Annotated in this window: 11 protein-coding genes; 6 read left to right on the top strand and 5 right to left on the bottom strand. The window is 34.2% G+C overall.

Features of this window, described 5'->3' with window-relative positions; genetic code table 11:
* The first annotated feature begins 25 nt into the window (after nucleotides 1-25).
* The 5 genes from AC3VI6_RS05870 (at nucleotide 26) to AC3VI6_RS05850 (ending at nucleotide 4,620) form a co-directional block, all read left to right on the top strand.
* Nucleotides 26-262, top strand: coding sequence for a hypothetical protein (locus tag AC3VI6_RS05870; RefSeq protein ID WP_497705495.1), 237 nt, complete (start codon nucleotides 26-28; stop codon nucleotides 260-262).
* Nucleotides 263-994, top strand: coding sequence for an alpha/beta fold hydrolase (locus tag AC3VI6_RS05865; RefSeq protein WP_497705494.1), 732 nt, complete (start codon nucleotides 263-265; stop codon nucleotides 992-994).
* 151 nt (nucleotides 995-1,145) lie between these two features.
* Nucleotides 1,146-1,823: a succinate dehydrogenase cytochrome b subunit gene (locus tag AC3VI6_RS05860; protein WP_497705493.1), complete on the top strand. Its 678-nt coding sequence runs from the start codon at nucleotides 1,146-1,148 to the stop codon at nucleotides 1,821-1,823.
* A 15-nt stretch (nucleotides 1,824-1,838) separates the two neighbouring features.
* Nucleotides 1,839-3,854: a fumarate reductase/succinate dehydrogenase flavoprotein subunit gene (locus tag AC3VI6_RS05855; RefSeq protein WP_497705492.1), complete on the top strand. Its 2,016-nt coding sequence runs from the start codon at nucleotides 1,839-1,841 to the stop codon at nucleotides 3,852-3,854.
* A 19-nt stretch (nucleotides 3,855-3,873) separates the two neighbouring features.
* Nucleotides 3,874-4,620 carry a succinate dehydrogenase/fumarate reductase iron-sulfur subunit gene (locus tag AC3VI6_RS05850; protein ID WP_520436371.1) on the top strand — a complete coding sequence of 249 codons (747 nt, stop codon included), beginning with the start codon at nucleotides 3,874-3,876 and terminating at the stop codon, nucleotides 4,618-4,620.
* Between the two features lie 248 nt (nucleotides 4,621-4,868).
* Here the strand turns inward: AC3VI6_RS05850 and AC3VI6_RS05845 are convergent, their stop codons facing one another.
* The 3 genes from AC3VI6_RS05845 to AC3VI6_RS05835 are packed head-to-tail and all read right to left on the bottom strand — an operon-like array spanning nucleotide 4,869 to nucleotide 7,501.
* Nucleotides 4,869-6,281, bottom strand: coding sequence for an endonuclease (locus tag AC3VI6_RS05845; protein WP_497705490.1), 1,413 nt, complete (start codon nucleotides 6,279-6,281; stop codon nucleotides 4,869-4,871).
* A gap of 19 nt (nucleotides 6,282-6,300) precedes the next feature.
* Nucleotides 6,301-6,915 (bottom strand): FAD-dependent oxidoreductase, encoded by a 615-nt coding sequence (locus AC3VI6_RS05840; protein WP_497705489.1) that lies wholly within the window; start codon nucleotides 6,913-6,915, stop codon nucleotides 6,301-6,303.
* Between the two features lies 1 nt (nucleotide 6,916).
* Nucleotides 6,917-7,501, bottom strand: a complete 585-nt coding sequence (locus AC3VI6_RS05835) for a MarC family protein (protein ID WP_497705488.1) — start codon at nucleotides 7,499-7,501, stop codon at nucleotides 6,917-6,919.
* A 107-nt stretch (nucleotides 7,502-7,608) separates the two neighbouring features.
* Between AC3VI6_RS05835 and AC3VI6_RS05830 the strand changes: the two genes are divergently transcribed.
* Nucleotides 7,609-8,181: a DUF3109 family protein gene (locus AC3VI6_RS05830; RefSeq protein WP_274634559.1), complete on the top strand. Its 573-nt coding sequence runs from the start codon at nucleotides 7,609-7,611 to the stop codon at nucleotides 8,179-8,181.
* Nucleotides 8,182-8,234: 53 nt separating this feature from the next.
* Here AC3VI6_RS05830 and AC3VI6_RS05825 read toward each other — a convergent pair whose 3' ends face one another.
* Both AC3VI6_RS05825 and AC3VI6_RS05820 read right to left on the bottom strand, forming a co-directional pair.
* Nucleotides 8,235-8,921, bottom strand: a complete 687-nt coding sequence (locus tag AC3VI6_RS05825) for a glycoside hydrolase family 78 protein (protein WP_497705487.1) — start codon at nucleotides 8,919-8,921, stop codon at nucleotides 8,235-8,237.
* Nucleotides 8,918-12,844: a thrombospondin type 3 repeat-containing protein gene (locus AC3VI6_RS05820; protein WP_497705486.1), complete on the bottom strand. Its 3,927-nt coding sequence runs from the start codon at nucleotides 12,842-12,844 to the stop codon at nucleotides 8,918-8,920. The genes AC3VI6_RS05825 and AC3VI6_RS05820 overlap by 4 nt, the downstream gene beginning before the upstream one ends.
* Nucleotides 12,845-12,906: the final 62 nt, after the last annotated feature.

Below are 12,906 nucleotides of genomic sequence, written 5' to 3'. Positions count from 1 at the left end.
TGTTCCTGATGAAATTTCATCAGAAATGGATTTGTTTAATAACGAAATAGGGTTGTCTCTTTCTGAGGAAAATGGAAAACTCCCTAAAAATGGATTAATTTACAGAGTAATCAACGCCATTCATCAAGGAAAGCTAAAAGTCATTAAAAAAGACCCAAAAGGAAATTTTTTAACTTGTGATGATAAAATTATTTCTGATGAGTCTCTCAAAGGAAAATGGAAAAACAACAAATGCTTAGTCAATTCTAATTACAATCAATAAATGCAAAAAATATACTTTATTTCAGGTACGATGTGTACGGTAGATTTATGGCAATTTGTGTTTCCGAAGTTAGAAAACATATTGCCTATCCATATTGACATTACTCCAGCAAACTCTTTTGAAGAAATCAATACAATTATTACAAATCATATTGAAGTTCCAGCTACAATTGTTGGGTTTTCTTTAGGCGGATTTTCTGCTATGAACTTTGCGGTACACCATCCTGAAAAAGTAAAAAAACTAATTATAGTTGCCGCCAACACAGACGGATTGAGTGATTCAGAAATTCAACTGCGGAAAAGCACCATTGATTTTTTAGAAAAACACACCTATAAAGGAATCTCACAAGCAAGAATTCAACAATTTCTACACCCTGATAATCACAGTAATTCCAAGATTGTTTCCATCATCAAAAAAATGGATGCAGATTTAGGAAAAGAAGTATTATTGCGTCAGTTAAAAGCTACTTCATCTAGAATAAATATTTCACAAGAAGTTTCAAAATTAAACATTCCTATCCTTTTTATTACTGCGGAAAATGATGCACTTATCAATCCAAAAAAAGTAAAAGAGTTTACACAAACAACTAAAAACGGAAAAAATATTACTATTAAAAATTGCGGACACATGATTCCGTTAGAAAAACCCTTGGAGCTAGCTCATATTTTAAATTTGGTTTTATTCTTAACCTTTAAACAACTAACTTCGCTATCAGACGATATCAATCATTAAAACGACGAATATCTTAACCGATAACGAAACCCTTTCAAAAAAACCCTCTATTTAAACCCATTCTAAATATTTAAGAAAACAATTCGTAAAGTTTGTTCAAGTAATGCGTTCCGCTTAAATTTGTCTTATTATTTAATCAATCAACAAAATAATGAGCGGATTACTAAAATCTTCTATTGGAAGAAAATTTGCCATGGCACTTTCGGCATTCTTCCTGATGTTTTTCTTATTACAACATTTTGCAATTAACATCACCTCAATTTTTCCAGATAACGGAGCTACATTCAACAAACTATCTCATTTTATGGGAACTAACGGTTTGGTACAGTATGTAATGCAACCAATCTTAATTTTTGGTGTCGTTTTTCACTTTGTAATGGGATTCATCTTAGAAATGAAAAACAACAGTGCACGTAAAGTAAGTTATGCTAAAAATAACGGAGCTGCGAACTCTACTTGGATGAGTAGAAACATGATTTATAGTGGAGCCGCTATTTTAGCGTTTATTGTATTACACTTTATCGATTTTTGGTTTCCAGAAATCAACACCAAATTCATTCAAGGTGATTGGAGTGGTTTACACGATGGAGAGTTTAGATACTTCCACGAGTTACAACACAAATTTGTAAATCCACTTAGAGTAGGTGCTTATGTAATTGCTTTTGTTTTCTTAGCATTACACTTATTACACGGGTTCAACTCTGCATTCCAGTCAGTTGGAGCAAATAACAAATATACCAGAGGATTGAAAACATTTGGTAAAATATATGCTATTGGTATTCCAGCAGGATTTATCATCATTGCGTTATTCCACTTTTTCAATCACTAATAAAACCACTTAAATATGGCAATTTTAGATTCAAAAATACCAAAAGTTCCATTAAAAGATAAGTGGACAACTTATAAAGATAAAATCGACTTGGTAAACCCTGCTAACAAGCGTTTAATTGACGTAATTGTAGTAGGTACTGGTTTAGCAGGTGGTTCTGCTTGTGCAACTTTAGCAGAATTAGGATACAACGTTAAAGCATTTGCTTACCAAGATTCTCCTCGTCGTGCGCACTCTATTGCAGCACAAGGAGGTATTAACGCAGCAAAAAACTATCAAGGAGATGGTGACTCTTTTTACCGCTTATTTTACGATACTGTAAAAGGTGGAGATTACCGTTCTCGTGAGGCTAACGTTTATCGTTTAGCTGAGGTTTCTGCAAACATCATCGATCAATGTGTGGCGCAAGGTGTTCCTTTTGCTCGTGATTATGGTGGACAATTAGATAACCGTTCGTTTGGTGGGGTATTAGTATCTCGTACTTTCTACGCGAAAGGACAAACAGGTCAGCAGTTATTATTAGGAGCATATTCTGCAATGAACCGTCAAATTGCTCGTGGTAAGATTGAAATGTTCAATCGTCATGAAATGTTAGACGTTGTTATTGTTGATGGAAAAGCACGTGGAATTATTGCTCGTAACTTAGTTACTGGTGAAATTGAGCGTCACTCTGCACACGCAGTAGTAATTGCTTCTGGTGGATACGGAAACGTATATTTCTTATCAACCAACGCAATGGGATCTAACGCAACCGCTGCTTGGAAAATTCATAAAAAGGGAGCATTCTTTGCAAACCCTTGTTATACACAAATTCACCCAACATGTATTCCTCGTTCGGGAGACTATCAGTCTAAATTAACCTTAATGTCAGAGTCGTTACGTAACGACGGACGTATTTGGGTTCCGAAGAAAATGGAAGATGTATTAGCTATTAGAGAAGGTAAATTAAAGCCAACTCAAATCGCTGAAGAAGATAGAGATTACTACTTAGAAAGAAGATACCCTGCCTTTGGTAACTTAGTACCTCGTGATGTGGCTTCTCGTGCTGCAAAAGAGCGTTGTGATGCTGGTTATGGTGTAAATGCTACTGGTGAAGCTGTTTACTTAGATTTTAAATCGGCAATTGAGCGTTACGGTAAAGAGCAAGCAAAATTAAAAGGTATTGAAAACCCTTCTGCAACTAAAATCACTGAATTAGGTGAAGCTATTGTAGAAGCTAAATACGGAAACTTATTCCAAATGTATGAGAAGATTGTAGATGACAATCCATACAAAACACCAATGATGATTTATCCTGCAACTCACTATACTATGGGAGGAATTTGGGTAGATTATAACTTAATGACAACGATTCCTGGTTGTTATGCTATTGGTGAAGCAAACTTCTCTGATCACGGTGCAAACCGTTTAGGAGCTTCTGCTTTAATGCAAGGTTTAGCTGACGGATACTTCGTATTACCATACACCATTGGTGATTATTTATCTGACGATATTCGTACAGGAAAAATTTCTACTGATACAAAAGAATTTGAAGAAGCTGAAAAAGCAGTTAAAGATCGTATTGATTTCTTCATCAACAATAACGGAGAGCATTCTGTAGATTACTACCACAAGAAATTAGGAAAAATCATGTGGGATAAATGTGGAATGGCGCGTAACGAACAAGGTTTAAAAGAAGCGATGGCTGAAATTAAAGAGTTACGTGAAGATTTCTGGAAAAACGTAAAAGTTCCTGGAGAAGCTAACGAAATGAACCCAGAATTAGAAAAAGCAGGAAGAGTTGCTGATTTCTTAGAATTAGGTGAATTATTCGCTAAAGATGCCTTAAACAGAACTGAATCTTGTGGAGGACACTTTAGAGAAGAGTCTGTTGAATTAGACGGACCTCAAAAAGGAGAAGCTAAACGTGATGATGCTAACTTTGCTTACGTTGCTGCTTGGGAATATAAAGGTGAACCAGCTGATGCTGTTTTACACAAAGAAGAATTAGAGTTTAACGATATTGAACTAAAACAACGTTCATACAAATAAGAAAAGAGATATGAGTAACATGAATCTTACGCTAAAAATTTGGAGACAAAAAGGAGCGAACGATAAAGGAAAAATGGTCGAATATAAAGTGACCGATATTTCTGAGCATATGTCTTTCTTAGAAATGATGGACGTATTAAACGAACAACTAGTAAACACTGGTGAAGAACCTGTAGCATTCGACCACGACTGTCGTGAAGGAATTTGCGGTATGTGTTCTATGTACATCAACGGTGAAGCACACGGACCAGACCGTGGTGTAACTACTTGTCAGTTACACATGCGTATGTTTAACGATGGTGATACAATTACAATTGAGCCATTTAGAGCTGCAGCGTTCCCTGTAATTAAAGATTTAGTAGTTGACAGAAGTTCTTTTGAAAGAATTCAACAAGCTGGAGGGTATATCTCTGTAAACACTTCTGGAAACACTACCGATGCGAATGCAATCTTAGTTCCTAAAGAAGATGCTGATAAAGCAATGGATGCTGCAACTTGTATTGGTTGTGGTGCTTGTGTAGCTACTTGTAAAAACTCATCTGCAATGTTATTTGTAGGAGCAAAAGTATCTCAATACGCTTTATTACCTCAAGGACAAGTTGAGGCTACTGAACGTGTTAAAAACATGGTAGCTCAAATGGATTTAGAAGGTTTTGGTAACTGTACTAACACTGGAGCTTGTGAGGTTGAATGTCCAAAAGGAATTTCTTTAGAAAACATTGCTCGTATGAACTCTGAGTTCTTAAAAGCAAGTTTTAAAGGATAAGATTTTATAATAATCTATAGATAAAAAACCGAAGCAAATGCTTCGGTTTTTTTATGCTCAATTATATCGAATTTCACATATTCTTCAATTTATTACGTTTGTACCTTTTTCCATACTATAAGCTTAAAAAGAAAATACATTTGCCACCATTCATTACAATATTATAATCTGTGTGGACTATCTATTACAAAATCAAAAAAAAGCCTGAGCATCTGCTCAGGCTTTTCAATTATATTAAAAATAAATCGTTACTTCCAGGTGTTATCCGCTTCACTACCATCCCATATTAGAGTAGCTAAATACGGATTATCAATAAATGGATTTCTATTTCCTTGATTATTAGCTACAACATTATTACGTTGTATTTCTAAATCAGACACAGGGTCGTCAGCATTCCATTCTAACAACAAAGCAACCATATTACTGTCAGAAGCTACTGTAGAACCTACAGCTACATTTTTTGGTAAACATTGACTCCCATATCGTAAATACATATACATCATCATACGCGCTACATCACCTTTCCATTCATCACCTGGATACCAGTTTCCAGAAACATCACCAGCATTACCTGAGCCAGCAGCAAATTTTTTACTCGATCTATCATTATTAAATTTAACATCTGAAGGTCTTAAATGATGTGCATCTGCACCAGGTCCAGATGTTCCTAAATTCGGGTTTCCTAAAGACTTAGGGTATACATGTTCTCTATTCCAATCAGTTCCTTGTGCGCCTCCATTTGCATCTTTACTACGAGTTCTATCTGTTACATAATTTCCGTCATTATCATCATACCCGTAAATTAAGACTACTTTGCTATTATCTGTAGGATCTAAATCAGATTGTTTTAATACATCCCATACACCAGGAGTATATGATAAGTTGGTAGTATGTGTACCTATTATCGTTGTAGCTAATTCTTCTTTTAGGTCATTACCCGTCAAATTAAAATCGGTATTTTTATAATATTCAGCTAATTCAGAAGGTATATTAAAACTCCCTGCATTATTAGAAGGCTCTTCTACCTTAATAGTTATAGTGGCTGTAGAACAACTTTTTGTAGTATCATCATCACAAATTGTATATGTAAATGTGTCATTACCTACAAAATCAGCTTGTGGCACATATTTTATTGTTCCATTGCTATTTAAGGTAACCGATCCATTTGTGCTAGAATTATCAATAGATTCAAATTCTGCATCGTCAATTAAATTATCATTTTCTAAGAAATCACTAATAGTAATTTCTATATTCTTTTGTGTAGTATAAGCGTCATTTTTTGCATCAGGACTCCCTTGATCTACAACAGTTATACTTACTGTTGCTGTTGAGCACTTATCCTCTTCTTTTGTACTACAAATAGTATAAGTAAAAGAATCTGCACCTACAAAGCTTTTAGCTGGCGTATAAGTTATTTTATTGTTGGTTTGAACTATAATACCATTTTCATTAGAGGTTGTTGGGAACGACACTTCTATACTTCCTTGCGTATACGTATCATTTGATAAGAAGTTTAATTCAGAAGCTGTATCTTCGGTTACTTCATAAGAGTCATTTACAGCGACAACCTTTTCTTCTTTTGGGGGTATAACTTCGCTATCGCTACCTCCACAATTCACAAACAATGCTAACATTGCTATGAGTCCAATTACTTTCTTCATAATCTACTACTTTTAATAATTATTCTTTTTTATTCTTATCGTGTACTTTAGTTGGTACATTTTCATTCCAGACCGTTAAAATATCTGTTGCAACGCTAGCACCACTTCCAGCAGCAATGGCAAATTGACTTCGCCAACCCGCTAAGGTTCCGCATACATACAATCCGTCTTTAATCAAGTGATTAAAGTTACGTAATTGTATTCTATCTTTCATTGCATTTGCTCGCATGTGCTTTTCTACATATTGCTCTAAACCAGCAATTTCAAATGGTTTTGCATAATTTAGTGCTATCACAACCATTTTACTGGTATATTCACCTTTGTTCGTGATTATTTTGTATCCTTCTCCTTCGTCTAAAACCGCTGCTCCTTTTTCATTTTCTATCTGAACAACTTCAGGGTAAATTTCTTCTAGCTGTTTTTTTCCTTCCTCTAAAATATCTTTCCCTAGAGTTCCAGGAACCAAACCTAGTACGTTATAAAATAAAGCCTCTTGCAAATGAGAAGCTCTTTGATGCATTATAATTCCAACTTTCTTACCTTTTGCATATTCTTTACTTAATGCAGAACCTAAAACTAAGGCGCATTGCATTCCAGAGACGCCTCCTCCAACAACTAATACGTCAAAATTCATTTTATGCTAATAATATTTTAATATTGGCTGCAAATAATTTAACTGCAATTGCTAGTAGCACAACTCCAAATATTTTTCTAATAATGTTAATTCCGTTTGGACCTATTACACGTTCAATTTTAGAAGATGTTTTTAACACGATGTAAATTACAATTACATTTAACAATACTGCTACTATGATGTTTTCTAAACTAAACTCTGCACGTAAAGAAAGTAAGGTTGTTAAACTCCCTGAACCTGCAATTAATGGGAATGCTAACGGAAAAACTGTTGCGCTTAAAGCCTCTTCTTCATCATCACTTCTATATAAGGTAATTCCTAAAATCATTTCTAATGCTAAGAAAAATAGGATAAAAGCTCCTGCTACTGCAAAAGAATGGACGTCTATACCAATTAAATTTAATAGTCTTTGTCCTAAAAATAAAAATAGAATCATAATAAAACCTGCAATAACTGAAGCTTTTTCTGATTGAATATGCCCTACTTTTTTACGTAAATCGATAATAATAGGAATATTTCCAACAATATCAATTACCGCGAATAATACCATAAAGGCTGTAAAAATTTCTTTAAAGTTAAAGTTCATAGTTGATGTTTTTCGTGTGCAAAATTATATAAGTAATCTTACAATCTAGTATTTTTGCATTTAAATTTACGTGAAGTCATATAAACTTCCAACTTTAAATACATTTTATGTTTCAATTAGGAAAAACCATCGTTTCAGAAGATCTTATAGAAAAAGAGTTTGTCTGTAACTTATCTGCTTGTAAAGGTGCTTGTTGTATTGATGGTGATGCAGGTGCTCCGTTAGAAAAAGAAGAAACCAAAATATTGGAAGAAATTTATCCTAAAATTAAACCTTTTTTACGCAAAGAAGGTATTGAAGCTATTGAAAAACAAGGAACTTGGATAACTAGCGATTTTGGAGAATTAGAAACTCCTTTAATCAATGATGCCGATTGTGCTTATGTTATTTTTGATGATAAAGGAACTGCCTTGTGTGCTATTGAAGAAGCCTATAACCAAGGAATTGTAGATTGGAAAAAACCTGTTTCTTGTCATTTATATCCTGTTCGTGTAAAAGATTATAGTGAGTTTGCTGCAGTTAATTACCATAAATGGGAAATTTGTGATGATGCTTGCTCTTTAGGAAAAGAACTGCAAGTACCTGTATACAAATTTGTAAAACAAGCTTTAATTAGAAAGTTTGGTCAGAATTGGTACGATGAACTTGAAAAAGTTGCAGAAAAGTATTTAAATAAATAAGTTCAATAAAAAACGACGCTATTCAGCGTCGTTTTTTATTCTAAACTCTTGTTTTATTTTACTGTAAAACTCCATATTTGCCCAATCGATTTTGCTCCTGCATTATCAATTGTATTTACTTTCCAATAGTAAGTTTTTCCTGACTCGACAGTTTCCTCTACACTAGTGGTGCTTATACCTTCTTCTTTTAACGTTGTTGGAGTTGCATCTTCACCAAAATAAACATCATAGGTTAAGGTATCTCCTGTATTAGAATCGGCTCCTTTCCACTCTAAAGTAACCGTTAGTTCATCCACTGCGTCCTCGTCTGCTGGTTTCACTAATTCTGCCGTAAAGGGTGCTATATTGCTCTCTCCATCTGCTTTTGTATAAAAAGCAAATACTGATGACGGCTCACCTTGCTTTCCTTTATTATCTACTGCAGTAACTCTCCAGTAATACGCTACCCCTTTTTCTAAAGTAATTGTAGCTTGAGAATTACTTACTGTTTGTGATTTAGCAATATTGGTTAATTCTCTGTTTTTTGAGATTTCTACTTTGTAACTAATATTATCATTATTAGGGTCTGTAGCATCGCTCCAATCAAATGGAATACTATTATCTATACATAATAAATTTTCTGTAGGATATACCAAGTTTACACTTGTTGGTGCTTCATTTACAGGTTCTTTGCTTCCGCCTCCACAAGCCACAAATAAAGGAAGTGAAAATAGGGCGATTGTTTTTATTGCTTTTCTCATCGTTTTAAAACTTTAAATGTGTTGGTGTTTTCGTTTCCTACTTTAAGGATATAGGTTCCTGAATTTAATCCGTTAAAAGGGATTGACAGTTCGTTTCCTTGCTTTTCAAATCTTCCTTCAAGAATCAATTTTCCTTTTATATTATATACTTTAGCCTCTATACTAGAAGGTGCATTATCAGGTAACATCAAATCTATTGTTTCTGTAACTGGGTTCTTTTTCAAGAAAATATTATTGATAACTACATTAAACTTTCCTTCACATGCTTTTGCTGTTTTAACCTCTAAAACTCCTCCTTCACTAGTGTTTACATCAAATGTTGATGTCGTAAATGTATCTAGTATGTTTCCGTTTAAATATACTGTATATGGTGCCGTTCCTGAGGTTACATTGACCGTGTAATTTCGAGATGCTTCATTTTTAGCTAATTTTAACGATACAGGGTTAGATGCTTTAATATTTACCTCAAAACATTGAGTGTAATCATCTCTGTCATTAACCTTTGCACATACTTCATAGTTTCCTGGTGCTAAATCTGAAAAGGTAGCTGATGTTGTTGTTAATTGCTCGGTTACATCTGTTGAAGTTCCTTTAACAGTTACTGTATAACTTACATAGGTTTGTTTTGCCTCTACTACTATTTTTCCATCGTTTTGATCAACACAAGTTTCTGAAATTGTTTTAACAGAAATGTTATCTGCATTCTTATAACTCGTATCACACACATCACCTATACCATTACCGTTAGTATCTGCTTGATCTGGATTTTTTGTAGTTAAACAGTTATCCACATCATCCATTACACCATCGTCATCGGTATCTTGACACGCATCTCCTATTCCATTATTATCAATATCTGTTTGATTTGGATTTGCTGTGTTAGGACAGTTATCATCAACATCTAAAACACCATCTTCATCTGTATCTTGACATACGTCACCTATTCCATTATTATCAACATCTGCTTGGTCTGCATTTGCTGTATTAGGGCAGTTATCAACTCCGTTTAACACACCGTCTCCATCAGCATCTCCATTAGGGTCAATTGTAAATTTTCCAGAGAAAATACCTCTACCATAAGTAGCTGCAAAAACAGTATGATCATCTCTCAAATCTAGATCTAAAACAGGTACATTACTCATACCGTTATACGATTGAGACCAATTTGGTGAAGCATCATCAAAGTTTTGTGTTTTCCACACACCTAAATCGGTACCTATAATAACCTCATTAGTGCTTAGTGGATTTTGCAAAATAGCTTTTACTGGAATATCTGGTAAATTTCCTTCTTTACTTACCCAGTTAGCCCCTCCATCATTTGTATACCAGATATTTTGTACTCCGTAATTGTGCATCGTAACAAATATTTGGTTTTCATTAACACCGAATTCAATATCAGAAACTGATCCGATAAACTCTGGACCTGTAATTTCTGACCAAGTTCCTGAACCTGAATTTGCTTCTTCAACCTTTAATAGTTTTCCATTTTTTAGTCCAAGATATAACTTGCTTGAAGTTGTTGTATGGGGGGAAACTTTTAATGCAGATGGCTCACTATTCATTAACGAATTAGATAAGTTTTGTTTTGCTACAGAGTTAGATAATATATTAGAGTATCTCCTAACAACATAATTACCTACTGAAGAATAGTTTGAGTATAAGATATTTAGATTTGAATCTAATTCTTCTTGATTAATAAAATCTCCATTCGAACTTTCTTCTTCGTTAATAATTATTTCCTGATTATTTGCTAAGTTTTTTAATGCAATTGCTTGGTTATATACATAATTAACTATATAATATTTATCAGTTCCATCTGTATCAAAAAAGCTAGCCGCTCCATCACCTCCTGAAACATCTTCTGAACTATTAATTCCTTCTGATGCTTCTTCGATTAATTGGGTTCCATTGTCCTGAGCTCCTGCTAAAAAGTACTCCTTTCCATCAAAAGCCGTTGTTGGTGCTACACCAACTGTGTAAAACTGTAGTGTATTATAGTTATTATTCCTCGCACTTATCGTAATTCCTGAGTTATTAGAAAAGTAAACTCCTCCATCATTACCAAAAACCATTCTATCAGAAGAAGCAAATGCTAACCCATGTTGATCGGCATGTACATATTGTTTTCCAAACCCTCCGTACCAATGAGATAATTGAGTCCATGTTGTTCCTCCATTTGTTGATTTAAATAAGTCTATTCCACCTACGTAAATTGTATTTTCATTATTTGGGTCAACTTTTATCAATAAATCATAAAAAGCTTGACCTCTCGTAAAATCATTTGCATCAATATTTGTATCTGCATCATTTGGTAATGCTGTTTCATTTACAGTAGCAAAACCATTTGTTGTTTTTAATATTTTAACAGGTGTTTCCGAATCATAAATTTCTGCTAAAACATATACTGTTCCTGCATTAGTTGGAGATACAGCAATCTCGGTTCGAACCCCATTATTTATTGAATATATAAGGTTAAAATTATCTCCATCAGTGGATTTAAAGATAGCGCCTCCACCATCACTAAAAGTGAAACTTCTTGTAGTACTAAGATAAATAGAGTTATCAGTTGCAACTTCTAAATTATTTGGCTCATACTGATTACCTCCAGAGGTTTTAGGAAGGTTTATTTTAGTAAAATTTATACCATCGACAGACTTGTATACTCCAAAACTGTCTCCTCCTAATGAAACTTCTCCCGTATATCCTGCTTCTCCTACCGCAACGTAAACTTCTGAAACTCCAGCATTATTTCTTACTACGATATCGTTTATGTGCTGTATTCCTGGAACTATAGTCGAGTTTGTCGCATCCTCTTTTAATTTTGTTAACGTTCCATTTACAGAACCTTTAGATAACTTCGTTATTATAGCATCACCTATTTCTTGGTTTATCATTACTGCAGGAATAGTTACTGCTTCCGACCCATCTCCTGCAGCCATGTTAAAAGGTGCTGTACTTACATTATTTACTATAATTACAGCTACTGCTCCCGCATCTTGAGCATTTTTTGCTTTTGCTGAGAAATTACAAGCTCCTCTTCTAATAACTGCTATTTTTCCATTTAATTCTGCTGCATTTGTAATAGCATCGCAACCATCTTCTGTTGGAACTGTACCGTCTATAACTAAAACTAAATCTTTTGTAATAGGTGTTGTAATATCACCTCCAAAAGCAGTTGTTAATACTGAGACATAATCTCCTCCTATTTCGGCAGGTGAATTAATTGTTAATTTAGAATTTGTATCTAGAAAGGTTTCTCCTGTCACCCCTCCTAATACTTTGTTCCACGTGTTTCCTCCATCTATAGACTTCCATAAACCGTCTCCGTTTACATCTCCATTTACATAAGATTCTCCGGTTCCTACATAAAAGATTTTTGAATCATTTGGGTCCACAGCTATACATGACACTGCTAAGTTCTCTGGAATTCCAACACGTTCCCATTTTTGGTTATAATTAGAAATATTTGAGTTTTTCCACAAACCACCACTAACTCCTCCTGCAAAAACGGTTTCTTTAGTAGCATCATTAGGGTCAAATAAAAGAGCTCTGGTTCTTCCTCCAACATTATCGGGTCCTCTTTCTACCCAAGCATTATCTGCATCACCAGGTACTTTTCGTCCAATTCTTCGTTTGTTTAATTCCTCTTGAAGTCTGTAAACATTTTCTTTGTGTGTTCTTCCTGTACTAGGGTTAATTTCACTCAAATATTTCTGTTCAAAATAAGCATTAGGAGGTAGCCCCTGTGCTTTTCTTTTTTTCTTAGGTAGGTTTCCCGTTTTTTGAAAAGGATGTTCTTGTAAGATTTTTGCATGCTGTTTTCTTAGTTTGTCAATCTCTGTTTCATTATTAACTGAAACTTTAAAAACAACACTACATATAGCTATAGTTAAAAAGCTAAAAAAAAGTATTTTTTTATTCATAATAAAGTGGTTAATGACTAGTATAACAGGCAACTTTTACTTTACCCTATTAATTTTTAGCA

This window comes from Tenacibaculum sp. TB-56, assembly GCF_059716275.2.
The sequence above is the reverse complement of the archived record's forward strand: the minus strand, read 5'-3'. Positions and strand labels throughout refer to the sequence as shown.

Coding starts and splice junctions, on each gene's coding strand:
- AC3VI6_RS05840 (WP_497705489.1), bottom strand. CDS start 6,915: ATGAATTTTGACGTATTAGTTGTTGGAGGAGGCGTCTCTGGAATGCAA.
- AC3VI6_RS05865 (WP_497705494.1), top strand. CDS start 263: ATGCAAAAAATATACTTTATTTCAGGTACGATGTGTACGGTAGATTTA.
- AC3VI6_RS05855 (WP_497705492.1), top strand. CDS start 1,839: ATGGCAATTTTAGATTCAAAAATACCAAAAGTTCCATTAAAAGATAAG.
- AC3VI6_RS05870 (WP_497705495.1), top strand. CDS start 26: ATGGATTTGTTTAATAACGAAATAGGGTTGTCTCTTTCTGAGGAAAAT.
- AC3VI6_RS05850 (WP_520436371.1), top strand. CDS start 3,874: ATGAATCTTACGCTAAAAATTTGGAGACAAAAAGGAGCGAACGATAAA.
- AC3VI6_RS05825 (WP_497705487.1), bottom strand. CDS start 8,921: ATGAGAAAAGCAATAAAAACAATCGCCCTATTTTCACTTCCTTTATTT.
- AC3VI6_RS05845 (WP_497705490.1), bottom strand. CDS start 6,281: ATGAAGAAAGTAATTGGACTCATAGCAATGTTAGCATTGTTTGTGAAT.
- AC3VI6_RS05820 (WP_497705486.1), bottom strand. CDS start 12,844: ATGAATAAAAAAATACTTTTTTTTAGCTTTTTAACTATAGCTATATGT.
- AC3VI6_RS05860 (WP_497705493.1), top strand. CDS start 1,146: ATGAGCGGATTACTAAAATCTTCTATTGGAAGAAAATTTGCCATGGCA.
- AC3VI6_RS05835 (WP_497705488.1), bottom strand. CDS start 7,501: ATGAACTTTAACTTTAAAGAAATTTTTACAGCCTTTATGGTATTATTC.
- AC3VI6_RS05830 (WP_274634559.1), top strand. CDS start 7,609: ATGTTTCAATTAGGAAAAACCATCGTTTCAGAAGATCTTATAGAAAAA.